24 protein-coding genes are annotated in these 25,127 nt (G+C 69.1%); 5 read left to right on the forward strand and 19 right to left on the reverse strand.

Annotated elements, in window-relative coordinates; translation table 11 throughout:
- Window positions 1-14: 14 nt before the first annotated feature.
- Window positions 15-947, forward strand: coding sequence for a sterol desaturase family protein (locus NVU01S_RS19125; RefSeq protein ID WP_043666583.1), 933 nt, complete (start codon window positions 15-17; stop codon window positions 945-947).
- Between the two features lie 46 nt (window positions 948-993).
- Window positions 994-2,130 (forward strand): LLM class flavin-dependent oxidoreductase, encoded by a 1,137-nt coding sequence (locus NVU01S_RS19130; RefSeq protein WP_052280331.1) that lies wholly within the window; start codon window positions 994-996, stop codon window positions 2,128-2,130.
- Here the strand turns inward: NVU01S_RS19130 and NVU01S_RS19135 are convergent.
- From NVU01S_RS19135 to NVU01S_RS19155, 5 genes are all read right to left on the reverse strand, one after another.
- Entirely contained in the window at window positions 2,118-2,900 is a 783-nt protein-coding gene (locus NVU01S_RS19135) for a MerR family transcriptional regulator (protein ID WP_043666587.1), read from the reverse strand. The two genes, NVU01S_RS19130 and NVU01S_RS19135, sit on opposite strands and share 13 nt — an antisense overlap.
- Before the next feature lie 31 nt (window positions 2,901-2,931).
- On the reverse strand, window positions 2,932-3,690 hold the full coding sequence (locus NVU01S_RS19140; protein WP_043666811.1) for an alpha/beta fold hydrolase: 759 nt from the start codon (window positions 3,688-3,690) through the stop codon (window positions 2,932-2,934).
- 55 nt (window positions 3,691-3,745) lie between these two features.
- Window positions 3,746-4,057, reverse strand: coding sequence for a hypothetical protein (locus tag NVU01S_RS19145; RefSeq protein WP_043666590.1), 312 nt, complete (start codon window positions 4,055-4,057; stop codon window positions 3,746-3,748).
- Window positions 4,058-4,159: 102 nt separating this feature from the next.
- Window positions 4,160-4,729 (reverse strand): hypothetical protein, encoded by a 570-nt coding sequence (locus NVU01S_RS19150; protein ID WP_043666593.1) that lies wholly within the window; start codon window positions 4,727-4,729, stop codon window positions 4,160-4,162.
- Window positions 4,726-5,376, reverse strand: a complete 651-nt coding sequence (locus NVU01S_RS19155; RefSeq protein ID WP_052280333.1) for a papain-like cysteine protease family protein — start codon at window positions 5,374-5,376, stop codon at window positions 4,726-4,728. Before NVU01S_RS19155 ends, NVU01S_RS19150 begins: the two co-directional genes overlap by 4 nt.
- Before the next feature lie 323 nt (window positions 5,377-5,699).
- Here NVU01S_RS19155 and NVU01S_RS19160 point away from each other — a divergent pair, with 323 nt between their 5' ends.
- A complete protein-coding gene (locus tag NVU01S_RS19160) occupies window positions 5,700-6,542 on the forward strand; it encodes a C1 family peptidase (RefSeq protein ID WP_209444768.1) in 843 nt (280 codons plus the stop codon).
- 53 nt (window positions 6,543-6,595) lie between these two features.
- Here NVU01S_RS19160 and NVU01S_RS19165 read toward each other — a convergent pair whose 3' ends face one another.
- Both NVU01S_RS19165 and NVU01S_RS19170 read right to left on the reverse strand, forming a co-directional pair.
- Window positions 6,596-7,159 (reverse strand): hypothetical protein, encoded by a 564-nt coding sequence (locus NVU01S_RS19165; RefSeq protein ID WP_169815265.1) that lies wholly within the window; start codon window positions 7,157-7,159, stop codon window positions 6,596-6,598.
- The gene (locus NVU01S_RS19170; protein WP_052280335.1) at window positions 7,062-7,607 is read right to left on the reverse strand and encodes a hypothetical protein; all 546 of its coding nucleotides are present in this window, start codon (window positions 7,605-7,607) and stop codon (window positions 7,062-7,064) included. Before NVU01S_RS19170 ends, NVU01S_RS19165 begins: the two co-directional genes overlap by 98 nt.
- 239 nt (window positions 7,608-7,846) lie before the next feature.
- Here NVU01S_RS19170 and NVU01S_RS19175 point away from each other — a divergent pair, with 239 nt between their 5' ends.
- A complete protein-coding gene (locus NVU01S_RS19175) occupies window positions 7,847-9,019 on the forward strand; it encodes an aminotransferase class V-fold PLP-dependent enzyme (protein WP_043666596.1) in 1,173 nt (390 codons plus the stop codon).
- Window positions 9,020-9,121: 102 nt separating this feature from the next.
- Window positions 9,122-10,267, forward strand: coding sequence for a glycoside hydrolase family 5 protein (locus tag NVU01S_RS19180; protein ID WP_082031920.1), 1,146 nt, complete (start codon window positions 9,122-9,124; stop codon window positions 10,265-10,267).
- Window positions 10,268-10,273: 6 nt separating this feature from the next.
- Here NVU01S_RS19180 and NVU01S_RS19185 read toward each other — a convergent pair whose 3' ends face one another.
- The 12 genes from NVU01S_RS19185 to NVU01S_RS19240 all read right to left on the reverse strand — a co-directional run bounded on the left by NVU01S_RS19185 (window position 10,274) and on the right by NVU01S_RS19240 (window position 25,085).
- Window positions 10,274-11,932: a glycosyltransferase family protein gene (locus NVU01S_RS19185; protein WP_043666599.1), complete on the reverse strand. Its 1,659-nt coding sequence runs from the start codon at window positions 11,930-11,932 to the stop codon at window positions 10,274-10,276.
- Window positions 11,929-13,398, reverse strand: a complete 1,470-nt coding sequence (locus tag NVU01S_RS19190) for a glycosyltransferase (protein ID WP_043666600.1) — start codon at window positions 13,396-13,398, stop codon at window positions 11,929-11,931. The genes NVU01S_RS19185 and NVU01S_RS19190 overlap by 4 nt, the downstream gene beginning before the upstream one ends.
- Entirely contained in the window at window positions 13,395-14,891 is a 1,497-nt protein-coding gene (locus NVU01S_RS19195; RefSeq protein ID WP_052280336.1) for an exosortase/archaeosortase family protein, read from the reverse strand. The genes NVU01S_RS19190 and NVU01S_RS19195 overlap by 4 nt, the downstream gene beginning before the upstream one ends.
- A 1-nt stretch (window position 14,892) precedes the next feature.
- Window positions 14,893-16,719, reverse strand: coding sequence for an amino acid adenylation domain-containing protein (locus NVU01S_RS19200; RefSeq protein ID WP_082859548.1), 1,827 nt, complete (start codon window positions 16,717-16,719; stop codon window positions 14,893-14,895).
- 334 nt (window positions 16,720-17,053) lie between these two features.
- Entirely contained in the window at window positions 17,054-18,199 is a 1,146-nt protein-coding gene (gene dgoD / locus NVU01S_RS19205; RefSeq protein ID WP_043666604.1) for a galactonate dehydratase, read from the reverse strand.
- On the reverse strand, window positions 18,196-18,951 hold the full coding sequence (locus tag NVU01S_RS19210) for an SDR family NAD(P)-dependent oxidoreductase (RefSeq protein WP_175068903.1): 756 nt from the start codon (window positions 18,949-18,951) through the stop codon (window positions 18,196-18,198). The genes dgoD and NVU01S_RS19210 overlap by 4 nt, the downstream gene beginning before the upstream one ends.
- Before the next feature lie 11 nt (window positions 18,952-18,962).
- Window positions 18,963-19,907, reverse strand: coding sequence for a sugar kinase (locus NVU01S_RS19215; RefSeq protein ID WP_043666608.1), 945 nt, complete (start codon window positions 19,905-19,907; stop codon window positions 18,963-18,965).
- 29 nt (window positions 19,908-19,936) lie between these two features.
- Entirely contained in the window at window positions 19,937-20,548 is a 612-nt protein-coding gene (locus tag NVU01S_RS19220) for a bifunctional 4-hydroxy-2-oxoglutarate aldolase/2-dehydro-3-deoxy-phosphogluconate aldolase (RefSeq protein WP_052280337.1), read from the reverse strand.
- Window positions 20,541-21,440 carry an SMP-30/gluconolactonase/LRE family protein gene (locus tag NVU01S_RS19225; protein WP_043666612.1) on the reverse strand — a complete coding sequence of 300 codons (900 nt, stop codon included), beginning with the start codon at window positions 21,438-21,440 and terminating at the stop codon, window positions 20,541-20,543. The genes NVU01S_RS19220 and NVU01S_RS19225 overlap by 8 nt, the downstream gene beginning before the upstream one ends.
- Before the next feature lie 35 nt (window positions 21,441-21,475).
- Window positions 21,476-22,534: an ABC transporter permease gene (locus tag NVU01S_RS19230; RefSeq protein WP_156161477.1), complete on the reverse strand. Its 1,059-nt coding sequence runs from the start codon at window positions 22,532-22,534 to the stop codon at window positions 21,476-21,478.
- A complete protein-coding gene (locus NVU01S_RS19235; RefSeq protein ID WP_043666615.1) occupies window positions 22,531-24,045 on the reverse strand; it encodes a sugar ABC transporter ATP-binding protein in 1,515 nt (504 codons plus the stop codon). Before NVU01S_RS19235 ends, NVU01S_RS19230 begins: the two co-directional genes overlap by 4 nt.
- Window positions 24,036-25,085, reverse strand: a complete 1,050-nt coding sequence (locus tag NVU01S_RS19240; RefSeq protein ID WP_052280338.1) for a substrate-binding domain-containing protein — start codon at window positions 25,083-25,085, stop codon at window positions 24,036-24,038. The genes NVU01S_RS19235 and NVU01S_RS19240 overlap by 10 nt, the downstream gene beginning before the upstream one ends.
- Window positions 25,086-25,127: the final 42 nt, after the last annotated feature.

Genomic DNA, 25,127 nt, shown 5'->3' on the forward strand with positions numbered 1-25,127 from the left:
CCACGATCGTCACCATGACCAGCACGACCCGCACGCCCACCGCGTGGCAACAGCTCACTCGATACGCCTACGTCCCCTTCATGTTGCTCGGCCTCAACGGGGTCGGCATTGCGCTCGCTGCCGCGCACACTCCCGAATACTGGCTGCTGTCGGTACTCGCGGTGGCCGTCGCCGCCTCGTTCCTGGTGGAACGGATCATCCCGTACGAGCCTGAGTGGAACGGTGAACAGAGGGACAGTCGTCGTGACCGCATCCACACCGTGGTCAACGAAAGCCTGCTCCTCGTCAGTGTCGCCGCGATTCCCGCGCTTGCGGCGATCGTGCCCGCGCCCGACCTCTGGCCGAGCGGTCTGCCGTTCGTGCTGCAGGTGCTCCTCGCGGTGCTGATCGCCGATTTCGGCATCACGCTGGTGCACCTGGCCAGCCACAAGATCGGCCTGCTCTGGCGGTTCCACGCCGTCCATCACAGCGTCACCCGCTTCTACGGGTTGAACGGTCTGATGAAGCATCCGCTGCATCAGACCGTCGAAATGGCCGCCGGCGTCGCGCCTTTGCTCCTCGTCGGATTGCCGGTCCAGGTCGCCGCCGCGCTCGCCCTCGCCGTCGCAATCCAGTTGCTACTGCAACACTCCAATGCGGACTATCGAGTCGGACCATTCAAATATGTGCTGGCGCTCAACGAAGGTCATCGCTTCCACCATCTGAAATGGGCAGGTATCGGTGACGTCAACTTCGGCCTGTTCACCCTGCTGTGGGACCACCTGTTCCGCACGTTCTCCTACGACCCGGACCGCCGCTTCACCAGCACCCACCTCGGCATGGCCGCCAAACCCGACTACCCGATCGACTACCTCGCCCAACTCACCTACCCCTTCACCCCCGCGGGCGGCTGCGCGACCTCGGCAACCCGCGCAATCGCCGGACGGGGGCAACGGCGGTCGGGATAATCGGGGGAATGCCTGGTGCGGGCATGCTGGTCGAGAGGGGACGCCGGTGGCGGAGGCACGATCGTTCGCAGTGGGCACGATGGCCGGGGTCAATCCGCCGCTGAGCGCCGGGCGCTTCGTGGTGCGGATGGCCCGGCTGGGCAAGCTCGATTCGGTGCTCACCCCGGATCATCTGATCAGCATCTTCCCGCGGGCCATCTGGGATACCGACTTCACCCCGCAGGCGAAGGCGATCGCCAGCCCGGACGAGCAGTTCGATTACGCGCCGCTGCTGGCGCATCTGGCGGCCGGGGCCGGGCGGGTGCAGTTGGGTGTCGGGGTGGTGGACCCGCACCGCCGGCATCCCGTGCTGCTGGCGCAGACCTTCGCCACGCTCGCGCACATGACCAAGGCCCCGCCCATCCTCGGCATCGGGTCGGGCGAACGGGAAAACCTCGACCCGTACGGGTTCACCTGGAATCGCCCGGTCGACCGCCTCGAGGAGGCGCTCCAGGTGATCCGCGCGGCACTCACCTCGACCGGCCCGCTCGAGTTCGCCGGGAAGTATTACCGAATCGACCGGGCCCCAATGGATCTGAAACCGCCGCCGGGCCGGATGCCGCAGATCTGGATCGGCGCGCACGGCCCCCGGATGCTCGAGCTGACCGGACGGTACGCCGACGGCTGGTATCCGTGGGAGACCCAGTCCCCGCCGGAGTACGAGCGAAGGCTGCGACTGGTGCATGCCGCCGCCCGGGCCGCCGGACGCGACCCGGAGGCGATCGTGCCCGCGCAGATGATCCAAATGCTCACCGCGCGAACTCCTTCGGGACTCGAGCGGCTGCTGCGCGCACCCGCGGTCCGCTATCTCGGCTTGCTCGCGCCGGACGCCGTGTGGGCGCGCTGCGGCGCGAAACATCCATTCGGCGAAGGTTTCCGCGGGCTCCTGGATCTGATGCCGCACCAGCTGACCCGGGCCGAGGTCCAGGCGGCGATCGCGGAGGTACCGGACGAGGTGCTGCACGAGTGGCTCATGATCGGCACTCCCCCGGAGATTCTGCGCCGTATCCGCGCCCTGTCCGACGCGGGTCTGCGACATGCCATCGTGTTTCCCACGGCCGCTTTGGTTTCCGGCGCGGACGCGGCCTTCGGTTACGGCGTCGTGCTGTGGCTGGCGGCGCGCCTGCGGCGTCAGGCGGGGTGAGCGGGCGGATCGACCCGGCCGACCTTGGTCCACCCGGTCCAGCCGCGCTCCCGAAGCAACTCGACCAGTCGCCGCGCAGGCGGCGCGGCCGCGAAGGCGAAAGCGTCCAGTAGCTCGGCCAAACCGGGCGCGATGTCGAGGTCGTCGACGTGCGCCGCACCCTGGGTGTCGGCGATCCGGGCGAGGTATCCCGCCATCTCGTCGGCCGATTCGATCAGCCCCGGATCGTCGGTCACGTCGAGCGCCCGGCCCAAAGTCAGGTAGAAGTCGAGGAACTCCGGGTCGTCGAGTTGTTCCTGCTTGCGCGCCAACCACTCCGGGATCCGCTCGGGCGCCTGGGCCGCCAGGGGAATCCACCCGTCTCGTTCGACCGCGACGATCCGTTCGTCCACGCCCAGTGCCCGCAACCGGTCGAGGTACTCGACCACCTCGGCGGGCAGCGCCAAACCGTCCCCGGCGGCGAGGCGGGCGATCTGCCGCCGATGCCGTTCACGCTCCCGGATCTCCGCGCGCAACCGCGCGTCGATCTGCGCGACGGCCGCGGCGAACTCCGCGGGTTCGGCCTGCACCAGCTCCGCGACGCGGGCCAGCGGCACCCCGGCCGCGGCGAGGGTCCGGATCTTGATCAACGCGATCACGGCGGCCGCGTCGTAGCGCCGGTAGCCGGAGTGGTCGCGCCCGGGTTCCGGCAGCAATCCTTTCGCGTGATAGTGCCGCACCGCGCGCACCGTGACACCCGCGTGCGCGGCCAGTTCGCCAATGGTCAGCATCGGACCAGTCTCTCGGTCCGGGCGCATCGCGTCATCCGGTCGCTGTCGCGTTCCGGATGAGCCGGGCGATATCCGCAGGGTGGGTGCGGACCAGGCGATGATCCGCGTCCAGCCAGGACACGGTGATGTCCGGCCGGGCGCGCACGAGTCGCTCGATTCCCGCCCGCCACAGCCGATTGTGGCGCGCCGCCCGGCGTACACCGCGCGCGCCCGCGATCGTGGTCGACATGATCATGCTGATCGGGCAGTCGATGGCGCGGTAGCGGTCCAGGATGTCGGCGCGGATCGCATCGATCTCGAGGTTCAGGTCGAAGACCTCCGCGGCGGTCAGCGCCGATCCGGTCACGGAATCCGCTGCCATGGCCCGGAATTCCGCCATATCCGCCGGTCCGATGAACGGCTCGGGCAGCGGATTCGCCCCGTCGACGAGGACCAGCTCGGCGACGGTACCGGGATACCGGGCGGCGTAATGCACGGCCGAATCAGCGCCCAGCGAATACCCCACCAGCACCGGCGGCCGCAGACCTCGACCGGGCAGTTGGGCGAGCACCGCGACGAGATCGCCGAGGAACGCCTCGAATCTGTACCGCGCGCCGGGCGAACTCGCGCCGTGGCCGCGCAGGTCGAAGCTCACCACGTCGTACTCCTGCCGCAGCAACGCGATCAACTCCCGCAGGTCGCGCCGGGTTGTCAGCAGCCCGGGACACAGGACCAGAGGGCGCCCGTGGCCGCCGCGGGAAACGGAGAGCGCGACTTCGCCGTTGGGTACCGTCCAGTGCTCGAGGTCCATGCCGACCAGCGTGCGGCATTGACCCTGCGTCAGGGTCAAGCGCGTGGGTGACCGGTCATTCGGGCTGCTCGACCGGCTCGTCCTCGTCGAGCTCGGTGCGGACCGCGCCGAGCACGGCGCGCAACTGCGCGAGGTCGGCACCGGTACACGCCTCGAGGTCGTCCGGGAACAGGGTGCCGGTGTGGCGGCGCTTGATCTCGCGGATCTGCTGGGCCGCTTGCTGATCGCACACTTCGTGCGCCATTTCCTCCAACTGCGGCACTATGCGGTCGAACCAGGTTCCCCCGGCGGACCGGTGCGATGCCGCGCTCTGCCGCGCGGCCATGGCGTCGGCCGAGGTGACCGTTGGATACTGTTCGCGCTCCACCCCTCAAGGGTGACCGAATTCCGATACGACTGTCCCAGGAACAAGATTCATTGCTGAGGGATTGCCCGGCACCGACCGTCGCGATGCCGCGGGCGGCGGCTGCTACGGAACCCTGCGCCCGAAGTCGGCGCGTAATCCCGCGGCGTCGAATTCCTTGCCCGCCAAGCCCGGTAGCGCTCCGGAGGACAGCACCGTGGCTTTCTCCGGCGTCCACGCGAACCACGTGTGGGTCGGATAGTCGAGCAGGAGCCGGGCCGCGGCGGGCCGCGCCAGGGTCGTTTCCTCCACCCCGGTCGCCATGGCGCGGGGCCGATACGACGGGCGCGGCTCCAGCTGCATGGTGTCGGTGGCATCGCGGCCGGAAACCCGCACCGGCACAGCGATATACGATTCGACGCCGGCCTGTTCGAGGTCGTCGGCCCGCGAGTTGGTCGCGTACACCACGACCGGCGTGCCGACCCGTTGCAGTCGCACCGTCGCACCGTCGGCGGCGGGGTCCTGCGAGCGCAGGAACGAGCCCGCGAGGCGCTGCGCCGCCGATGCGTCGATCGCTCGGTCGATCGCCGCCGGATCCGGTTCGGTCACCCAATTCTGTACCGGTGCTCCATGATTCGCGCAACCAGTGAGCACCAGACCGGCCGCGATCAGGCCGGCCAGGCGTCGGCCGTTCATCGGGCCGCGATGCCGTAGTCCTCGCCGAACCACACCCAATCCGGGTTCTGGGTATACGAATCGAGGGCCTGGGTGACGCTGCGGCGCGAGCTCGGCCACGGATCGCCGTAGGTGATGGTGCCCGCGTCCGCGTCGAAGCCGTAGATGACCTGCGCGTGCCCGCCACCTGCCGTCCATGCGATACCCGTGAGAATCGGCCGGTTGGCCGAGATCTCGTCGACCACCTTCGTCATCGACAGCGGCGCGCCGACGGCCGCGCCGAAGCCGATCTTCCGGAACGCGGCCGCGATCTCTTCCAGCGAGGCCTGCTGGTCGGGGCAGCTGCCGGCGGCGTCGGCACCGTGCACCAGTGCGCAGTACCGACTTTGGCTGATCGGCTTGTGCAGGTACGTCGCGATGGACGAGCCGTCGGCCGCCCAGCACCACTGCGCCGCGGTCTGCGTCTGTTGCAGATACGGCAGGGTCTGCGCGCCGAAGACGGCCGAGCGCGGTTCCGGTACCGGCGGCAGGCCCGGCGTCACCACCAGGCCGTAGGAACGTCCCGCGGCCCATTCGGACCGGTCCGGATCGGCGGCCGCGGATCCGTGCACCGTGAGTGCCAGGCACAGGGCGGCCGGGCCGCACAGCAGTTTCCATTTCGATGCCACAGCCCGTCCTTCCGAATCCCCCTGCTACTTTCCGGCGGAAATGTACTGGCACGCTACACATTCCCATTTCCGGCCGCAATATGTGTGCCGGTCCGCAGCGGCAAATTGGGCGAGTTGCCTGAATTTACTTGCGAGACATTGCCGTTAACGATTCCTTAAATGAATCACCGTGAGTTATACGTTGCCGCCGCGCGAACAACGTGAAACACTCCGTGTTCAGTTCGCTGCTAGTTCCATTTGGAAGCGGTCGATCGCATACTCCCCTGCTCTGTTCGACGCTTCCCGTCCATTTATCGGCTGGAGGAACCTTGCAAAAATCGCGCTTGTCCACTGCGGTCGTCTGCGCAGTGGGGATCAGTCTCGCCCTGCCCGCCCTCGCGCACGCGGAGCCGGAGAAACCCGAAATCGCCCATCATGCTTTCGGCCTCGATCGGACGGCCGCACGCGACAGCCTCAGCCGGGACACCACCGTCGGCCTGGCACTTCCGGTCCAGGTCGGCGCGATCGGTGCGCCGCCCGCCTCGTATTCGTTGCGGCAGTACGCTTTACCGCCCGGCGATCAGGGGCCGGTCGGCTCGTGCGTCACCTGGGCGACCGGTTACACCGGCTACGGCATCCTGATGCACGAACAGCAGATCGCCGGCAGCCCGATGGCGCCGATGTTCATCTACTCCCAGATCGCGAAGGGCGATGACGAAGGCACCTACGCCGGTGTCGCGTTGCCGTTGGAGCAGCAACAGGGCATAGACACCAAATCCGACTATTGGCAGGGTGATTTCGACTATACGACCCAGCCGGACGCGGCGGAACGCGCGAATGCCGCGCACTACAAGCTGTCCGGCGCCAAAGACCTCACCAAGGGCGATATCGTCGCGAACATCAAGAGCGCGATCGCCGCGGGCCTGCCGGTGCCGTTCGGCTTCGAGGTCAGGGAAAGCTTCGAAAGCCTGGACGGCGCCAACAGCAATTACAATCCGTCGCGCAGCGAGCGCATTCTCGGCGGACACGAGGTCACCATCGTCGGCTACGACGCCAAAGGCGTGACGATCGAGAACTCCTGGGGTGCGAACTGGGGCAACAACGGGTTCTTCACCGCCCCATGGTCTTTCATCACGGGTAGCGATGTGAACGAGATCCATTCGATGGGCCGGCTCACCCCCGCCTGATCGTCGCACGACAGCGGCACCGTGGCGGACGATCCGCCACGGTGCCGCTCACGTCATTTCGGCGGCAACTCGCCCAGCTGCGCCAGCGCGCCGCGGTGCAGATGCTCGATGATGTTGCGCGGCTTGTTCTTCGGATCACTGCGGTAGTACGCGGCGCCGGACTCGTACACGACATACGCCGCGCCACCGTAAACCGACATACCCTCCGACATGCTCGGTGCCCGGAAGCACGACAGGCGCGCCGTATCGAGCGTGCGGTCGCCGGCGCCGCGCCGGACCACGTAGATATTGCTGCGATTGGGCCGGCCGTAGGACGTGCTGTACAGGAACAGATCGTCGGTGACGGCCAGCCCCTGCGTCTTCTCGGGCACCTCCCACGGACCTTCGCGACCGGTCAACTCACCGTTCGGGCCGACCCGATAGGAATACATCGCCCCCCTGGTGTCGGTCTCGAACTGCCCGGTCCACAGCGAGTCGCCGTGCTTGCCGAGAAACGAGGACCCACCGTCGACGACGATGTCATCCCCCACCTGCGCCAGATGGGCCGAGGTGCTGATCGCCTCGCGTAACCGGCCCAACGGGTACTTCCGGACCCGCTTGCCCTGACTGCCGGACACATACGCCCAGCCCTGCTGCTCGAAGACCGCGATACCGCCCGCATGGGTCGCGTCGATCCGCGCGGCACCGACCCCGGCGGCCCGTCTTCGCGTCGAGACCGATGATGTAGGCGTCGTCCTGACTTTTCGGCGCGTACGCGGTGATCAGCAGCAGATCGTCGGTGCCGTTCCAGCGGGACCAGGTGGCCAGGCCCTGCGGGACATGGGTGTCGAGATCGGGCACGGTGTGACTGCCCGCGAAGTGCTTGTCGTAGGTGTCGGAGGCACGTGGACCGTTGTAGAAGGACTCTTCGGACGTCACGTGGTCGTCGCAGGTGATGGTGGCGTCCGGCGCGGGCTCGCGCGCGGCGGCGAGCGTCGGCGCGGCGAGTGTGACGGCCGAAAGGAGTGCGACCACACCGCCTCTCGTCACGGTTCTGCGTTCGGTGCTGTGTCGATCGATGGTCATACGGTCATCGCTCCCTCGCCGGTCGGCAGATCCTCGCGTAACACGTCGGGTCGGCGGGCGGCCGCCCGGCAACCATGCTGCGATCTGCGGATCGTTCCCGCAATGGCAGGCGCACCAGCGTGACCGCGCACCCGTTGTGCACAATGCCGAAATCCGTCACGAGATATGTGGACACACCGACCACTTAGCCGTATGCTGCCACAAATGGACATCCCGTCCACTTTATCGGAGGGTAAGAGATGACCGGATCATTCGCGGCAGACGGCGGCACTCCCCTCGCGCGTGCCCACTTTCCGGCGACGCAGCGGTGGACCTACCTCAACCACGCGGGCATCTGCCCGCTCCCGCAGCCGTCGGTCGACGCGATGCACCGGCGCGCGACCGAGGTGTCCTTGGACGGCGAATTCACCTACGCGGCACACAGTGCGGAGATCGAACGGGTGCGGTCGGCGGCGGCGCGGCTGCTGGGGGTACCGGGGACCGACGTCGCGTTCGTGAAGAACACCACGACCGGGCTCGGCATGATCGCCAACGGACTCGACTGGTCGCCCGGTGACCGGGTGGTCGTGCCGGATCTGGAATTCCCGTCCACCCTGTATCCCTGGCTCGCGCTGGCCGATCGCGGCGTGGTGGTGGATCGGGTCCGGCCCGTCGGACCGGGCGGAAAACTCCCGGTCGAGGCATTCGCCGAACGCATCCAGGCGGGACCGCCGCCGAAACTCGTCGTCACCAGCTGGGTGCAGTTCGGCCGCGGCTGGCGCGTCGACCTGGCCGAGCTGGGCCGGGTGTGCCGGGCGGCCGGCACCCTGCTGTGCGCGGACGTGATCCAGGGCCTCGGCGTGATACCGGCCGAATTGGCCCGCTGGGGCGTCGATTTCGCGATGGCGGACGGACACAAATGGCTGCTCGGCCCGGAGGGCAGCGGCGTGCTCTACGTCCGCGGTTCCCGGCTGGACTCGCTACGTCCCCTGGAACCGGGCTGGAATTCGGTCGCGCACCGGGAGGACTGGGACAACCTCGAGCTGGTATTCGACGACACCGCACGACGATTGGAAGGCGGCATGCCCAATGTCACCGGCATCGCCGCGCTGGGCGCCTCGATCGACCTGCTGCTCGACGCGGGCATCGACGCCATCTGGGCGCACGTCGATCAGCTGTGCGAGCAGGCGTGCGCGGAACTCACCGCGATCGGCGCCACGGTGCTGACGGATCGTTCCCCCGAGGGCCGCTCCGGCATCGTCTCGGTACATCTCGACGGAGCCCCGATCCCCTTGCTGGCCAGTCGCTTACAAGCCGCAGGCATCGCCGTCTCGGCCCGGGCGGGCGGGCTGCGCGTCTCGCCGCACGGCTACAACACCCCCCGGGACATCGACCATCTCGTGCGCACCCTGGCCACCCTCATCCGCAGCTGAGGCGCGGCCCAGCGACGCGCGGCCGCACGCGGGGTACGACCCGGGCCGCGGCCGCTGTGGTGGAATGACCGGGTGGGACCCGACCGCGGGCGCGGACCCGCCATGACAACCGCTCGCTTCGTCGCGGCGCTGCTGCTCGGCACCGCGCTCACCGGCTGCGCCGAGCGCGGCCCGGAATCCGTCCCGCTGACGCCGTCCACCGAATCGATGGTGAGCGCACCGTCGGCCGAGGCGGTGGTCGGCCGCGACGGCAGCACACTGCTGTTGCGCGGACAGCCCTGGTGGCCTGCGGGCTTCAACGCCCCGCAGCTGGCCACGAATTGGGCGATCAATGTCGGCTGCGGCGCACAGGTCGATCTCGACGACTATTTCGGCAAGCTGCCGCCGAACGCGTTGACCCGGGTCGGTATCTTCCAGGCCCTCGCCGTCAGCAAATCGACCGGGCAACTGGACTTTTCGGCCGCCGACGCGGTGTTCGCGGCGGCACAGCGGCACGGTCAGCTGATCCTGCCGGTGCTCGCACCGCAGAACGGCGACTGTGACGACCAGACGTTCAAGCAGCGCAGCTGGTATGTGCACGGCTGGACCGAGACGACGCCGATACCCGGGCGGAACGTGCTCAGCGCTCGCGACTGGATCACCGCCGCCGTGCACCGGTGGCGCAGTTCGCCGGTGCTCGCGGGCTGGGAGGTCGTCGGTGAGCCGGAGCCGAGCATGTGCGGCGCGGGTAACTGCTCCGAACGGGCCCGCAGCTGTCCGCGCGACGCCGCGGTGGTGCTACGCCGGTTCATGGACGATTCCGGCGCGCTGATCCGCTCCCTCGATCCGCAGCGCCTGATCTTCGCGGGTTTCATCGGCGGCGGCCAATGCGGCACGGCCGGTACCGAATACGCGGATGTCGGGATGTCGCCGCAGATCGATGTGCTGGAGTACCACGACTACTCCGACGACGACGTCGCGCTGCCCGGCGACCAGCGCGACGGCTTGGCGACCAGGCTGCGGCAGGCGCGAGAACTCGGAAAACCGTTGCTGGTGGCCGAGATCGGCGAGCACGCGGGATCCTGCCGCAGCCTGTCGGCCCGTCGCGACAGCATCGCGACGAGCATGGCGGGTCAGCGCGCCGCGGGCTCGGCGGGCGCGCTGGTCTGGGCATTCGTGCCCGATCCTCGGCCCGAGCAGTGCACCTTCGACGTCGGCCCCGAGGATCCGCTCTGGTCGCTGATCGCCGAACGGAGCACCGTCGGCTGAGCCCGTTCAGGACGCGCCGAGCACCCGGTACAACCGCCAATCGGGCTCGCCCGCACCATCGTTGGGCACCTCCAGGGTCAACGTGGCGATCTCCGCGCCGTTCTCGTAGAGCGTCGGATAACGCCGGTTGACCGCGTCCGACACGCCGCGTCCGGTGGCGGGCACCGCGAGGATGTACCGCACACCGCGTTCGGCCGGCCGGTTGAGCACCCGCACGAAATCCCGGTCCGAGGGCACCACGAACTGGTCGGGGCGCGCCGAGGCGATCACCACCGAGAACCCGTAGACGGTGTCCATCAGCACCGACCCGCGCGGCAGGTTCAGCGCATCGAGATAGTCGGCGACCTTACGTCCGGTGCCGAAGGTCGCGGCGATCCGGCGTTTGTCGGCGTAGCGCGCAGAGGCGTTGTCCCGCTGCGGAAACACGACGGCCCCGAGGGCGTACTCCTGCACCGCCAGGTCATGGTTGTTCATCCCCGCCACAGTCACCGGCAGTCCCGCCCCCAGCAGCGCCACGGTCGCGACCAACGCCGCCACCGGCGCGTTGCGCCGCGGCGGCGGGGCGAGGGCGTGCGGGCCCAGACGATGGCTCGGCGGCCGATCCCGCGCCGGTGCGATACACAGGGCGAGCACCGCCGCCAACGGGATGGCGGCCACATAGAAGCGCAAGAACGCGAACGTCGACCCGGCCAGGTAGCTCATCGTCTGGAAGGCGAGCACCGCGCCGCACAACAGGATCGGGACGGCCACCGCCAGATCCCGTCTGCGCGCCGCGAGCGCGCAGGCCAGCGGCAGCAGCAACGGCAGCGCGGGACCGAGGACCAGCATCGAGGCGATCGAATAGTACAGCGCCGCGGTCTTTTCCGCGGCCGACGTGGCACCGGACTGGGCGAGGATGGCGGTGTTGCCGTATTGCGAGGTGAACTGCTGGAACGCCTGGCCGGTGATCAACCAGCTCGTCCCCGCCCACACCACGAACGCCAGCGCGATCGGGGCGAGCAGCACCACCAGATCCATGGCGACACCGGACCATCGGTACTCGGTGCCGCGCCTGCGCCGGCCACTCAGCACACCGACGAGCAGCGCGGCGGCCGCCGCGGGCGCGACCGCGTCGTAGCGGGTCAGATAGGCGAGCCCGAGCGCGATACCGCAGGCGGTGAGATCGTGCGCGCCGTCGGTGTGCACCCAGCGCATCAGCCTGCGCACCGCCCAGCACAGGCAGAACAGGAACGGGGCCTCGCTCATGCCGTTGCCACCGTAGAACACGATCATCGGGTTCAGCGTGAAAAGCGCTGTGACGCAGAGGGTCAGCCACGGCGGCGCCGCCCGATCCGCGCCGATGCCGTGGATCATGGTGGCCGCGCCGCCCATGAACAGTGCCGACATCAGCACGCCGGACAGTCCCCAGGTGGTGATCGCCGGTGCCAGCGGCTCGAACGCGACCATCGGCAGCTGGGCCAGCGATGTCAGCGGGGTGAAGACGAAGCCGATGGCGGACAGGTGCGGATCCCGGCTGAACAGGGCCGCCTGGGTGGCCGAAACCCGGCTCAGCGCATCGCCCATCAGGAAGCCGCGGCCCGCGGTCAACCAGGTCCCGGTCACCAGATACAGGGCCGTGACCACGCCGAAGATCAGGACCGGCCGGCGCACCCGTCCGGCGTTCATTTCGCCGCCTCCGACGACGTGCCGAGGCCGTGAAAAGTCTTCTCCCAGTATGACGGATTGCGCAGCAGCTGCCAGCAGCCCTTGGTCGCGGCGATGCTCATCAGCAGCCAGTACAGCGGCGAGGTGAGGCAGGCCACCAGCAGGTCGGGCCGGTTGTTCTCCCGGCAGGCCAGCAGGTTCATGTAGATCGTCGCGGCGTTCCCGATGACCAGCGCGATCAAGGCGGGGAAATAGACGACGGCGGGGAACAGCCGGCCGATCACGCTGGGCTGACCGAGGATCCAGGCGATGCTGATGAACCAGAACACCAGATTCAGGCAGGCGATGATCGGCGTGCCCGCGAGGATCAGGGTGAACCGGACGAAGCTGACCGTACCGATGCTGCGCCACAACCGGATCGGGCGCCGGGTGTGCACCAGCCAGCTCTGCAGGTAACCCTTGTACCAGCGCGACCGTTGCCGGACCCAGTTGATCGGATCGGGATTGGCCTCCTCCAGCGTGACCGAGTCGATGACCGCGGTCGAGTATCCCGAGGCGGCGATGCGCACGCCCAGGTCGGCGTCCTCGGTGACGTTGTACGGATCCCAGGCGCCGATCGCGGTCACCACCTCGCGATTGAAGTGATTCGAGGTGCCGCCCAACGGAATCGGCGCGCGGCTGCGCATCAGGCCGGGCAGCAGGAACCCGAACCACAACCCGTAGTCCATGGTGAACCAGGCGGTGAGCAGATTCTGCTTGGCGTTGTGGAACGCGAGCTTGGCCTGGATGCAGACCACCGACGGCGGCAGTTCGGCGAAAGCCGCGACCACCCTGCGCAATTGGAGCGGATCGGGGATGTCCTCGGCGTCGTAGATCGTGACGATATCGCCGGTGGCCCGGTGCAGCCCGTAGTTGCACGCCTTGGGTTTGGTACGCGGATCGGCCGCCGGGACCAGCACCACGGTGATGTGTTCGTTGCCGCCCGTGCCTATTCCGGCGGCGCGCGCCGCGTCGATGGTCGGTGCGTCGTCCTCCTCCAGCAGCAACAGCACCTGGAGCCGGTCGCGGGGATAGTCGATGGCGCTCAGCGCACCGATGAGATCGCCCACCACCTCGGGCTCACCATAGGCCGGAACCAGAATGGTGTAGGGCGGCAGTTCGGCGTCGGCGAGCGCGCGGGCGCGGTCGTCGGCCACGGTCATGATGGCGTCGCGGTCCATGCCGCGGGCGAAGATCAGGATGCGATCGCCCAGCACCGCCAGATAGCCGAGCGTGCACACCGCGACGAGCACGGTGAGCGTCTCCAACGGAAACAACCCCGCGCAAATGAGGACCACCAGCAGCGCGAACAGCAACGTATTGCGCTGCCACGGCAGAAACGCGACCGACGCCGAGGCCAGTGGATCGGACTCGCGCAACCCGTGCACCGCCGAATGCAGCGCGCGGGCCTTGAACGGCTCGGATTCGGGATCGAGTGCGGCCGTCACGACGGTTCGGTCCTGGCGCGCACGATGTTCTGGGCGAGTGTCGTCAGCATCTCCCGGTCCTTGTGCTCGGAATCGGCTGCCACCGAACTGGATTGCGAGTCCAAGACGATGGCGTTGCCCCGCAGGAACTGGTTCATCAGATTGTCGAAGTTCGCCGTGATCGAGCGTTGCGGCACCGGGAACTCGGCTTCGGGCAGATGGTTGTCGGCCGCGATCAGGCTGATCCGTTCCGCACCGCCCGCGCCACTCCAGTTCCAGCTCAACCAGGTCCAGCTCAGCAGCCTGCGGTCGTCGAGCACGGTGTTGAGGCGTGCGGTGATGCCGTGCCCGAGGTCGATCAGCGCCGGTGGGCTGATCCGCGGCTGCACCAGTCGATAGAGCACGAATTCCGGGTAGCGGTCGATCGCGTCGCCGTCGCTGGAACGCACCGTGTCGATCGCCACCCGGCGGCGCCGGGATTCCTTGTCCCAGTCGGGATTACCGCGCTCGGCCCGGATCATCCTGCGGGTGAACACCGCGTCCTGTCCGAGATACCGTCGCGCCCACGGGTATTCCTGTTCTTTCAGTAATTGCCAACCTGGCGGGGCCGCGTCCGGTCGGGCGATCACCAGACCCGGCACCCGGGGAAAGCTCCGGTCGTAGTCGGCGGGTAGCGGGATGATGGCGAGCAGCACCGCGACGATCACGACGGTCAGTGCGGCACTGCGCGACTGGGCCGCGGTGAGCGGTTCCAGCTGCCGATCCAGCGGTTTCATCGATCGGCCGCGACGCACGTCGACATACATCACGAGGCAGACCGTGAACACCGCCACCACCGAGGGCACCGCCTGATACGTCAGGATCGGCGCGGCCGGAAACCACACTCGCAGCACCGCGAGGAGCACCCCGCCGAGCCCGAGCACACCCGCCGCGGCGACCGCGGCGCGCGTGCGGGTGCGGGCCGACCCGATGCCCGCCGCGAAGGCCGCAAGCAGCACGGTGCCGACCCCGGCGGCGACTCGGTCGCCGCCCAGCGCGACCATGAGCATCGCGTACGGCGGCGGAAAGGCCGCGAGCAACAGCAGCCAGGCGGGCCAGAACCGGAACACCGGTCGCAGGCCGAACAGCAGCACGCACGCCGAGATCAGGAACAACCACGCGGCCAGCACATCCAGGTGCAGCAGTTCGTACTGATAGCGGTAGCGGGGCACCAGCAGACCGAGCACCGCGGCGCTCGTGCCCAGCCCGATCAGTCCGACGATGATGTCGGTCTGCCGATCGTGGATCGGCAGTTCCGGGCCGCGGCGCAGCGCGATGCCGATGGCGGCGAAACCCGCGAGCACCGGCAGGACATAGATGTAACCGAGGTAGGAACCTTCCCGGATGTCCTGCACCAATTCGGCCCAGGTGAACCAGAAGGCGGCGGCGGTGGCCACACCGATCAGCAACGCCCACCGCAGGACGACGCCTGCGACGGTCGCGCGTGCGTGCCGGGGCCCCGCCGAGCGTGCCATCTCAGCGCCTGCGGCGACGCAGCATCAGCAGCACCACCGCCGCGACGAGTACGCCGACGGCCAGCAGCACGCCCGCGGCGATCGCCAGCATCCGGGCGACGGAATCGCTCGAGATCGCCGCGCCGGTCGCGGCCGGTGCTACCGCCGCGGGGTCGAAGAACTCCGGTTCCCGGTCGCCCGTCTGGAACAGCACCGACCCCGAAAGCCGGTACCAGCGGCGCGAATCCGCGTTCAGCCAATCCAGGGCCCGGTCGAGGTGCTCCGGCGCCTCGGTCGAGGTGGCGACCACCACCGTGCGCCCGCCGGACCAGGTCGTCTGCAGCGACCCGAACGGAACCGTCGGATCGATCCGCACGGCGGCCCGGGTGCTGTCGTCGGTCACGGTCAGCGTGTCGTCGTCCTGGCTGAGCGGCAGCCGGATCGAGTCGGGCAGATCGCCGGTGGCCGTGATCAGCACGGCGGGCTGTTTGCCGCGTGCGGCGGCGTCGAAGCCGACCAGTTCGGGCCGCAGCGGCACCGCGGTCAGCCGCTGCAATCCGGTGAGGATCTTGACCGCGCGCAGGGTGTCGGTGAATCCCGGTGTGCGCAAACCGACTTGGAAGCCGGGCAGCAGCGCCTGGGGCAGCGCGCCGAAGCCCCCGGGTACCGGCGGCGCGGCCGCGGCGCTGGTGACCTCGCTGTCGGGATCGATCGTCAGCGTGACCGGTTGTTCGAGACCACAGCCGTGCGTGAGCCCGGTCTGATGGAAGGTGACGGTCAGCGTCGTGTAGCGGCCGAGCACCTCGTCGGGAAGATCGATCCAGCGTTCGATGCGCCCGCTCGCGTCCACCGGCCAGCTGTCGATATACCTGCTGCCCGCTGTCACGGTGATATTGCCGCTCAGCGTGCTGGGCAGCGGAGTGTAGTTGCCCAGCAGGCGAATTCGGATGTCGCGGGACGCGCGACCGAGGCGGGTCTGGTCGATGCCGATATCCACGCTCACCGCGCCGATCGCGGTCGCACTGAGCTGAGTCTCGCCGAGCGCGAGCAGCGTCGTGGAGTCCGGCGCGAGCTGCGGCGCCTGCGGCAGGGCGACGGCGGTCGCGCCCGAGGTGATCGCGATCTTCGTCAAAGCACTGGTGAGCAAACGGATTTGGTCATCGAGGGCGGACCCGTTCCCGGTGATCCGCAGGACCGGCTGGGCGCCCGCGGTCACCCGCAGCCCCGCCTCGGGCGACTCCGCGATCTCGATCTGCCGCTCCAGCAACCCCGGTGCGTGATCGGGAACCGCCGCGCCGGCCTGCACCGGTCGCACGTCCACCGTCAGCGGTTGCCCGTGGTAGCGCGCGATCAGCGCGGTCGTCAACGTGAGCACCGCGGCGCTTTCCGTCTCCGACGGCGTGGCCGGGACGTACACCGTCAACTGCCGCAGGACCGGCGGCAGGAATTCGGCGACGGTCGCCGGTTGCGCCTCCGCGCCGAAGTATCCGACCGCCGCGTCCGAGAGCGTCATCGGACGTCCGAGCCAATCCGTCACGCAGGTGCCCGGTTCCGAGACCAGCGACGAGGTGAGCGTCACCGAGATCGCGTTGTTCTCCGGTTCGGCCCCCGCCAGCGAGAGCCGAACCGGGGCCCGCGGGTCCTGCGGCACCTCCACCCGGTCGAGCAGGCGCGTACCGGAGTGCACCTCGAGCGTGCCGCGCGCCACATGCGGCGGTAGCTGGATCGTGCCTGTCAACGCGGTGGGTGCCATACCGGGCAGCAGCGGCAGGGCGATGCTGCGCTCGAACTGCTGCCCGGGGAAGGTCAGGGCGGTGCCCATGCCGAGATCGGACAGCGGCAAGCTCATGTCCCCGGCCGCGGGCGCCGAAGGAGCCTCGGCCGGGACCGGCGGTGCAGGCGCTGGTTGACCCACTGCGACCGGTGGCGCGACGGCCACCACGGCCAGTGCCACGCCCACCCCGAGCAGGCACATCCTGCGTGCGCGGCGCCCAAGCTGTAAGCATGCCCCGAAAGTCACGCGCGGCCTCCTGCGAGTCGGTCCCGGTCGGCAGTCCGTTGCTGGCAGATTGCGCGGACATGCCGCACCACCCGAGCGGAGCCTATAGCCGAGCGCCGGCAATATCGCCTCGACATGCCCGAGCGGCGGGCCGCGGGCCGCCGCGGCTAGCCGGTCACCGACCTCACCATTCGGCGAACGACCCGTCCTTGCGGTGCCAGATCGGGTTGCGCCAGCGATGACCCAGTTCCGCGGCGCGGGCCACGGCGGTCTCGTCGACCTGGATGCCGAGGCCCGGTGCCCGCAGCAGGTCGACGTACCCGTCGCGGTAGGCGAACACCGCGGGATCGACCAAGTAGTCCAGCAGGTCCGAACCCTCGTTGTAGTGGATGCCGAGGCTCTGCTCCTGGATGAGCAGGTTGGGCGTAGCGAAGCCGACCTGCAGACTGGCGGCCAAGGCGATCGGACCGAGCGGGCAATGCGGAGCCAGGGCCACGTCGCGGCTCTCGGCCAGCGCGGCGATGCGGCGGACCTCGGAGATACCGCCCGCGTGCGAGAGATCGGGTTGCACCACGGCGACGCCCTGATCGAGCACGGTCCGGAAATCCCAGCGGGAGAACAACCGTTCGCCGGTGGCGATGGGAATGCTCGTCGCGGCGGTGACCTCGCCGATCCGCTCGCTGACCTCCGGCACCAGCGGCTCTTCCACGAAGAACGGGAGATACGGCTCCAGCAGCGGCAGCACCCGTCGCGCCATCGCGACCGACAAACGGCCGTGGAAGTCCACCGCGATATCGAACTCGTCGCCGGTGGCCGCGCGCACCGCGGCCACCCGGTCGACGATGGCGGTGGTGGCGCGCGGGGTGTCGATCGCGTCGAGTTCGGCCGAGCCGTTCATCTTGATCGCGGTGAAGCCCTGCTCTTTTCGTTCGACCGCGGCCGCCGCGACGTCGTCGGGCCGGTCGCCGCCGATCCAGCTGTACACCCGGATCCGATCGCGCACCGCCCCGCCGAGCAGCTGCCACACCGGCACGCCGAGTGCCTTGCCCGTGATGTCCCACAGGGCCTGATCGATACCGGCGACCGCACTCGACAGGATCGGACCGCCCCGATAGAAGCCGCCCTTGGTGAGCACCTGCCAGTGCGCTTCGATCGCCATCGGATCCTTGCCGACGAGATAGTCGGCGAGTTCGCCGACCGCGGCGGCGACGGTGTGCGCCCGCCCCTCGATCACCGGCTCACCCCACCCGGTGATGCCCTCGTCGGTATCGATGCGCAGGAAACACCAGCGCGGTGCGACCAGATATGTGGTCAATGCGGTGATCTTCACCGGGATTCCTTTCGTACGCTCCAGCCGCCGTCGACCACCAGGTTCGCGCCGGTGATGAAGGAGGCGTCGTCGGAGGCGAGGAAGGCCACCGCGGCGGCGACCTCTTCGGGCGCACCGAGCCGATCCAGGACGGTGGCGCGGGCGGACAGCCTGCGGCCTTCCTCGTCCACGTCGTCCCACACCGGGGTGAGGACCGGCCCCGGCAGGATCGCGTTGAAACGCACTCGCGCACCGCCGTATTCGACGGCGAGCTGCCGGACCAACGCGGTCAGGCCGCCTTTCGCCGCGGCATAGACCGGGTAGCCGGGCAACCCGAATTGCGCGTGCACACTGGAGATCGCGACCACGTTCCCGGCCCGCGCACGCAGATCGTCGATGAAGGTGTGCACGCCGAGGAACAGCGGCGTCAGATTGATCGCGAGCCCGTCGTCCCACTGCCGCCGGGACAGTTCGTCGGCGGGGATGGTGGCCTGCCGGGATGCATTGCTGCACAGCACATCCAGCGGCCCGAACACCTCGTTGACCCGATTGCGCAACCACACCCACGATTGCTCCTGCGACACGTCGCACCAGACGAATTCGGCGCGCTGACCCGCGGCCCGGATCTTCGCGGCCACCTCCTCGCCCGCCGGTTCGGCGATGTCCGCGATCACCACGGCGGCGCCCTCGGCGGCCAACCGCGAGGCGGTGGCGGCACCGATCCCCGAGGCGCCCCCGGTGACCACCGCGACGCGTTCTGCCAGACGACTCACAGGCCTTCCTTTCATCGTTGAATGTCGGTGCCGCTCAGCAGGTCCAATTCCCGGCGCGACGGCAGGCCCGCCCAGTCGCCGGGCACGGACACCGCGAACGCGCCGCAGGTGGCGGCCAGTCGCAGGCTGTGCCGCACCGACGTGCCGTCCAGCACGCCCGCGAGGTAGCCGGCCACGAATGCGTCGCCCGCGCCCACCGGATCGACCATGGTCACCGGAATCGCCTGCTGCCGGATCACCCGGCCGCGGTGCAGCGCCAGCGCGCCGTCGCCGCCGAGTTTGAGTACGACCTGCGAGGGGCCCAGCGCGGCAAGCGATTCGGCCATCGCCGACGCGCTCGCGGTAGGCACCAGCAGCGCGGCCTCGTCGAGGCCGGCGAAGACGATGTCGCAGTGCGACACCAGCTTTGCCAGTTCCGCGGCGGCATCCGCCCTGGACCACAGCGCACTGCGATAGTTGATGTCGAGCGAAACCGGCACGCCCGCTTCGACGGCCGCGTCCAGCGCGGCATGCACCGCGTCGCGCGCACTCGCGCTCAGCGCCGGGGTTATCCCGGTCAGATGCAGGACGCCCGCGGCGGCGATCTGTTCGGTGTCCACCTGTGCGACCGACAGTTTCGACCCAGCCAATCCGCGCCGATAGTAGGTGGCCCGGATGTGGTCGGCGGTGCGGCGTTCCCGCACCATCAGACCGCTCGGCAGCTCCGGGTCGATCCGGCAGCGGGAGACGTCGACGCGTTCGGCCCGCAATCGGTCCAGCACCATCGTGCCCACGGCGTCGTCGCCGACGCTGCCCACCCAAACACTGTGGTGCCCAAGCCTGCTCACCCCGATCGCGACGGTCGCCTCCGCGCCCGCGAAGTCCATCCGCAGCGCCGCACCGGGTGCGAGCGGCCCCGGCTCGACCGCGGCCACCACCCCCACCGCCTCGCCGAGAGTTACCAGAGTGCCCCTCATGACATTCCGCTCCCGAACTGCCGCGCACATCACGACAACCCCGCGCGCAGTACGGACACGCGTTCCCGCAGTGCGTCCAGATCGCCACCGGCGCAGGCGTCGCCGATCAGCGGTGAGCCGATGCCCAGCGCCGTGGCCCCGGCATCCAGATATGCCTGCGCCTCGTCGAGTCCCACGCCCCCGGTGGGGACCAACGGAATCTCCGGCAGCGGCGCCCGGACCGCCCGGAGGTATTCGGGCCCGCCCGACGAGGCCGGAAAGAGCTTGACCATGGTGCTGCCCGCGGTCCACGCGCGCTGGATCTCGGTGGGGGTGAACGCACCCGAGATCACCGGGACGCCCAGGTCGAGTCCCGCCGCGATCACCTCCTCGCTCACGATCGGGGTGATCAGGTACGCGGCGCCGGCCTCGACCGCCCGGGCCGCGTCCGCGGCGGTGCGTACCGTACCCGCGCCGATGCGGTACGCGAAGCCCGCGCACGCACGGATCGCGTCCAGGGCCCCGGCGCTGGTGAGCGTGAATTCCACTGCGGTGATGCCTGATTCGTGCAGCACGGCGGTGACCTCGGCGAACCGCTGCGCCGTGGGTGCGCGCAGGATCGCGATGACCGGCGTTGCCAACTCCAGGGGATCCTCAGCCATGATTACGCACCAGTGCGGTGTCGGCGTACCGGACGCCGGGCAGACCGACCGCGCCCGGCACGCAGGCGAACAGCCGCCCGGAGTCGGGCTCGAGCACCGCGGGCCCCTCCGCGGCGGTGGTGATCACCAGCACGTCCAGATCGGGACCGGCGAAAACACAGCTGGAGACCTGCGAGGGGCCGACGTCGACGACCGCGCGCGGCTCGCCGTCCGGATCGAAGGCACGAACCTGTCCCGCACCCCAGACCGCTACCCAGACCCAGCCCGCGGCATCGACGGTCAGCCCGTCCGGGTCGCCGTCCGCGAATCGGGCGAAGGTCCTTCTGCCGGTGAAGGTTCCGGTGTCCAGGTCGTAGTCGAAGGCATCGACCCGCTGGGTGGGGCTGTCGGCGTAGTAGAAGGTCGCACCGTCGGGACTCCAGCCGAGGCCGTTGGAGATCGTGACGCCCTCGCGCAGGATGCTCATCGCACCGTCGGGATCGAGCCGGTACAGCGCGGCGCTGCGCGCGATACCGTCCTCCGACATCGTGCCCGCGAGCAACCGCCCGCGCGGATCCACCTTCGCGTCGTTGAACCGCCGCCGGTTCCCGTCGTCCGGCAACGGAATTCCCGCGACCCGGCTGACCTCGCCGTGGTCGATCCGGTAGATGGTGTCCTTCGCGGTCGCGAGCAGTGCACCGGACAGGCACGGCACCACCGCGCTCACCGGCGGCGCCAAACTCACGGTCGACCGGTGCGTGAGATCGAGCGTCGCCCGGTCGAGGGTCGCGCGATGGATGTGCCCGCCCCGGATGTCCACCCAGAGCAATTCCTGAGTCCGGCTGTCCCACACCGGACTTTCGCACAGGTGTCCAGCCGCCGGGGTGCACGGTTGCGCGCGCAAATTGATCATGATCCACTCCTGAGAGGTCGACTCGGTGACGGGCGTCAGGTCGGCAATCCGACGGCGCGCTCACCGCTGCGCCGCTGCTGGATCACCACGGCGGCGACGAGCAGCGAACCCTGCGCGACGTTCTGCCAGAAAGTGTTGACGCCCACCACGTTCAGGCCGTTGTCCAGCGCGCCGAGCAGGACGACGGCGAGCAGCGTGCCGCCGACCGTGCCCTTGCCGCCCTTGAGAGCGCAGCCGCCCAGCGCCGCCGCGGTGATCGCCTTGAGCTCGAGCCCTTCGCTGCCCGAGACCGGCTGCCCCGATCCAGTGCGCGCGGTCAGGATGATGCCCGCGATCGCGGCCACCACCCCGGCCAGCACGAATACCGCGATCAGGTACTTGTTGATATTGATGCCGGAAAGCCTTGCGGCGGTGTCGTTGCCGCCGATCGCGTAGATGTTGCGGCCGATATCGGTGTACTTCAGCAGCACGTGCACCGCCACCGCGACGATCGCGAGGATGATCACCGGCACCGGTAATCCGATGATCTTGCCGCGGGCCAGGAAGATGAAGACGTCGTTGTCGAGCACGAAGCCCTGCGCCTTGCCGCCCGAGATCAATTGGGCCAGACCCTTGTACGCGGCCAAGGTGGCCAGGGTCGCGATCACCGGATTCACCCGGCCGTACACGATGATCAATCCGTTCACCAGCCCGAGCACCAGCCCGATGCCGATCGCGGCCAGGATGCCGAGGAAGGCGTTGCCCGAGGTCGCGGTGAACGCCATCGCGCTGAGCACCGAGGCGACCCCGGCCTGCGAGCCCACCGAGATGTCCAGGGCGCCGCAGATGATCACCACCGTCTGCACCACCGCGAGCAGGCCGAAAACCGTTACCGCGTCACCGATTCCGGCGAGGTTTGCCGGATCGAGGTAGCCGTCGTTGAGTGAGCCGAAGATCGCGACGATGACCACGAGCGCGCCGATCAGGCTGAGGTTTCCCGGACCGATCGCGTGCAGAATGCGCCGCGGTGTGAACGCGGCGACATAGCGATTACGCTCGGGCACTTGGGCATTGGCCGGTGCCACCGGCACCGCTGTGAGTTGTTGCTCCGTCATTGGTTTCCTAGAGATGTCAGGTCCGCGGCCATGGCCAGCGCCAGCACCGCCTCTTCACTGGCCGCGCCGCGGTCCAGTTCGCCGGTGACGCGCCCCTGCTGCATGACGACGATCCGGTCGGCGAGGCCGAGCACTTCGGGTAGTTCCGAGGAGATCACCAGCACGGCGACGCCCGCCTCGGCCAATTCCTCGATGATGCGGTAGATCTCGGCCTTGGCGCCGACATCGACGCCACGGGTCGGCTCGTCCAGGATCAGCACCTTGGGTTTACGCGCGAGCCACCGGGCCAGCACCACCTTCTGCTGGTTGCCGCCCGAGAGTTTGCGCACCTCCTGCTCGATCGAGGGCGTGCGCACCCGCAACGATGCCACGTATTGCTGCGCGAGCCGGCGCTCCGCCCCCGCCTTGACGAACCGCAGCCGCCGCAACCGATCCAGCATCGCGAGCGAAATGTTGTCGCGCACACCGCGATGCAGCAGCAGCGCCTGTGCCTTGCGCTCCTCCGGTGCGTAGCCGACCCCGGCCCGCACCGCGTCGCGCGGCTGGCGCAACCGCACCGGCTTGCCGTCGATCCGCACCGTGCCGGAGCGGATCGGCAGATCCCCGGCCAGCGCACCGGCCAGCTCGGAGCGGCCCGCGCCGACCAACCCGGCCAGCGCCACCACTTCCCCGGCCCGCACCTGCAGGCTCACGTCGGACACGTCGTCGGTGGTGACCGCGTCCACGTCGAGCACGACCCGGCCGGGCGTGGCCGGACCGCGCGCGAACAGCGTGGACAGATCCCGGCCGACCATCATGCGGACGATCTCCTGATCGGTGGTCTCCGCGGTCGCGCGCACCCCGACCAGCGCACCGTCGCGCAGCACCGCGACCCGGTCGGCGAGGCGGAAGATCTCCCGCATCCGATGGGACACGTAGATCACCGCGAGCCCGCGCTCGCGCAGCCGCCCGATCAGCGCGAACAGTGACTCGGTCTCGTGATCCGACAGCGAGGAGGTCGGCTCGTCGAAAGCGATCACCTTGGCATCGGTGGTCAGCGCGCGCATGATCTCGACCAATTGCCGCTGTGCCGCAGTCAGTTTCGAGCCCACCGTGCTCGGATCCAGATCCCGGTCGAAGCCCAGCCTGGCCAGATCGGTGCGCATCCGCTCGTGCAGGGCCGCCCGGTCGAGCAGCCGGCCCGCCCGGCGCGGCAGCGCGCCGAGGTAGACGTTCTCGGCGACCGAGACATGCGGCACGATCTCAGGTTCCTGGCCGATCACCCGGATCCCGGCCGCCCGTGCGGCGGCCGGGGTGGCCTGATCGAGCAGCACGCCGTCGAGTTCGAGCCGGCCGCTGTCCGGGCGGTGATCGCCACCGAGAATCCGGATCAGGGTCGATTTACCCGCACCGTTCTCCCCCATCAGCGCGGTCACCGCGCCGGCCGGGAAGTCCAGGCTCACCTCGCGCAGGGCGGGCACCCCGGCGAAGCTCTTGCTGAGGCCGGTGGCGCGCAGGCCGCTCAGCTGCATGTGACGCCCGCCTGCTGCCAGTTGCTCGCGTCGACCATGGTGGTCGGGGCGAAGGCCTCGGCGGGCATGGCCTTGCCGTTCTTCAGGTAGTCGTGCATGGTCTGCACCGCCAGCGCGCCGACGTCCTTACCGTTGATGAACAGGGCCGCCTTGAAACCGGTCGGCTTGCCGCCGCGCCACTCCTTGCAGGCCAGGTAGGCACCGAGCCCGACGCCGAGCACGTTGTCCGCGGCGTATCCGGCGTTCTGGATGGCGGCGACGCCGCCGCTGACGTTCTCGTCGTTGCAGCCCATGACGATCCAGTTCTTGACCGACCGGTTGCCCGCGACGGTCGCGGAGATCTTGTTCTGCGCGTCCGACGGGGTGTTGTCGGTGCCGACCTCGATCACTCGGACGTCCACGCCCGCAGCCTCGCGGAACGCCTTCTTGTTCGCCTCGACCCGGTCAGTGCACACGGTCACGTCCTGCTTCCAGGCCTCGACGATCGCGGTCTCCTCCGGCTTCCAGCCCGCCTTCTTGAAGTCCTGCCCCGCCCGGCGGCCGACCTCGGTGCCCATCTGCGCCCCACTGAAGCCGACCCGGGGTACCAGCTGGTCCTTGGCGCATTTCGACGGATCGGGCCCGGTCGTGCAGACCTGGTCGTCGGAGGTCAGCAGCGCGACGCCGCCGGTCTTGGTCAGCTGGGCGACCTGCGGGCCGACCGACGGGTCGGGGACCACCACGATCACGCCACTGGCCTTCTGGTTGATCGCGTTGTTGACCTCGGTGACCGCCTTGTTCGCGTCGTTGCCCAGGTTGACCACCTTGAGATCGATGCCGAGTTCCTTCGCCTTGGCCTTGGCACCCTCGGCCTCGCCGATGAAGTACTCCTGATCGCCCTGCTTCTGGGCGTAGACCAGGCTGATCGCGCCCGTTTGCTGCTGCGGCCCCGCGGCGGGCGACGCACTTTCCTTGCCCGACGAACAGGCGGTAGCAGCCAGGGCGAGCGAGATTCCGCACAGCACGGCACTGGTCCAACGTCGTCGATGGGTCCAGGACATGGGCACTCCTAGTGATCTGACGCATACTCGCGTCGCATAGTG

Source organism: Nocardia vulneris (genome assembly GCF_001613425.1).
Classification (GTDB): Bacteria; Actinomycetota; Actinomycetes; order Mycobacteriales; family Mycobacteriaceae; genus Nocardia; species Nocardia vulneris.

Bases quoted from the DNA above. Each gene is read 5' to 3' on its own strand.
- NVU01S_RS19125 (WP_043666583.1), top strand. From the start codon at position 15: ATGACCAGCACGACCCGCACGCCCACCGCGTGGCAACAGCTCACTCGA.
- NVU01S_RS19170 (WP_052280335.1), bottom strand. From the start codon at position 7,607: ATGACCATCGATCGACACAGCACCGAACGCAGAACCGTGACGAGAGGC.
- NVU01S_RS19235 (WP_043666615.1), bottom strand. From the start codon at position 24,045: ATGCAGCTGAGCGGCCTGCGCGCCACCGGCCTCAGCAAGAGCTTCGCC.
- NVU01S_RS19200 (WP_082859548.1), bottom strand. From the start codon at position 16,719: ATGAGCTTGCCGCTGTCCGATCTCGGCATGGGCACCGCCCTGACCTTC.
- NVU01S_RS19150 (WP_043666593.1), bottom strand. From the start codon at position 4,729: ATGAACGGCCGACGCCTGGCCGGCCTGATCGCGGCCGGTCTGGTGCTC.
- NVU01S_RS19240 (WP_052280338.1), bottom strand. From the start codon at position 25,085: ATGTCCTGGACCCATCGACGACGTTGGACCAGTGCCGTGCTGTGCGGA.
- NVU01S_RS19135 (WP_043666587.1), bottom strand. From the start codon at position 2,900: ATGCTGACCATTGGCGAACTGGCCGCGCACGCGGGTGTCACGGTGCGC.
- NVU01S_RS19225 (WP_043666612.1), bottom strand. From the start codon at position 21,440: ATGATCAATTTGCGCGCGCAACCGTGCACCCCGGCGGCTGGACACCTG.
- NVU01S_RS19140 (WP_043666811.1), bottom strand. From the start codon at position 3,690: ATGGACCTCGAGCACTGGACGGTACCCAACGGCGAAGTCGCGCTCTCC.
- NVU01S_RS19215 (WP_043666608.1), bottom strand. From the start codon at position 19,907: ATGAGGGGCACTCTGGTAACTCTCGGCGAGGCGGTGGGGGTGGTGGCC.
- NVU01S_RS19220 (WP_052280337.1), bottom strand. From the start codon at position 20,548: ATGGCTGAGGATCCCCTGGAGTTGGCAACGCCGGTCATCGCGATCCTG.
- NVU01S_RS19185 (WP_043666599.1), bottom strand. From the start codon at position 11,932: ATGAACGCCGGACGGGTGCGCCGGCCGGTCCTGATCTTCGGCGTGGTC.
- NVU01S_RS19230 (WP_156161477.1), bottom strand. From the start codon at position 22,534: ATGACGGAGCAACAACTCACAGCGGTGCCGGTGGCACCGGCCAATGCC.
- NVU01S_RS19175 (WP_043666596.1), top strand. From the start codon at position 7,847: ATGACCGGATCATTCGCGGCAGACGGCGGCACTCCCCTCGCGCGTGCC.
- NVU01S_RS19195 (WP_052280336.1), bottom strand. From the start codon at position 14,891: ATGGCACGCTCGGCGGGGCCCCGGCACGCACGCGCGACCGTCGCAGGC.
- NVU01S_RS19180 (WP_082031920.1), top strand. From the start codon at position 9,122: ATGACAACCGCTCGCTTCGTCGCGGCGCTGCTGCTCGGCACCGCGCTC.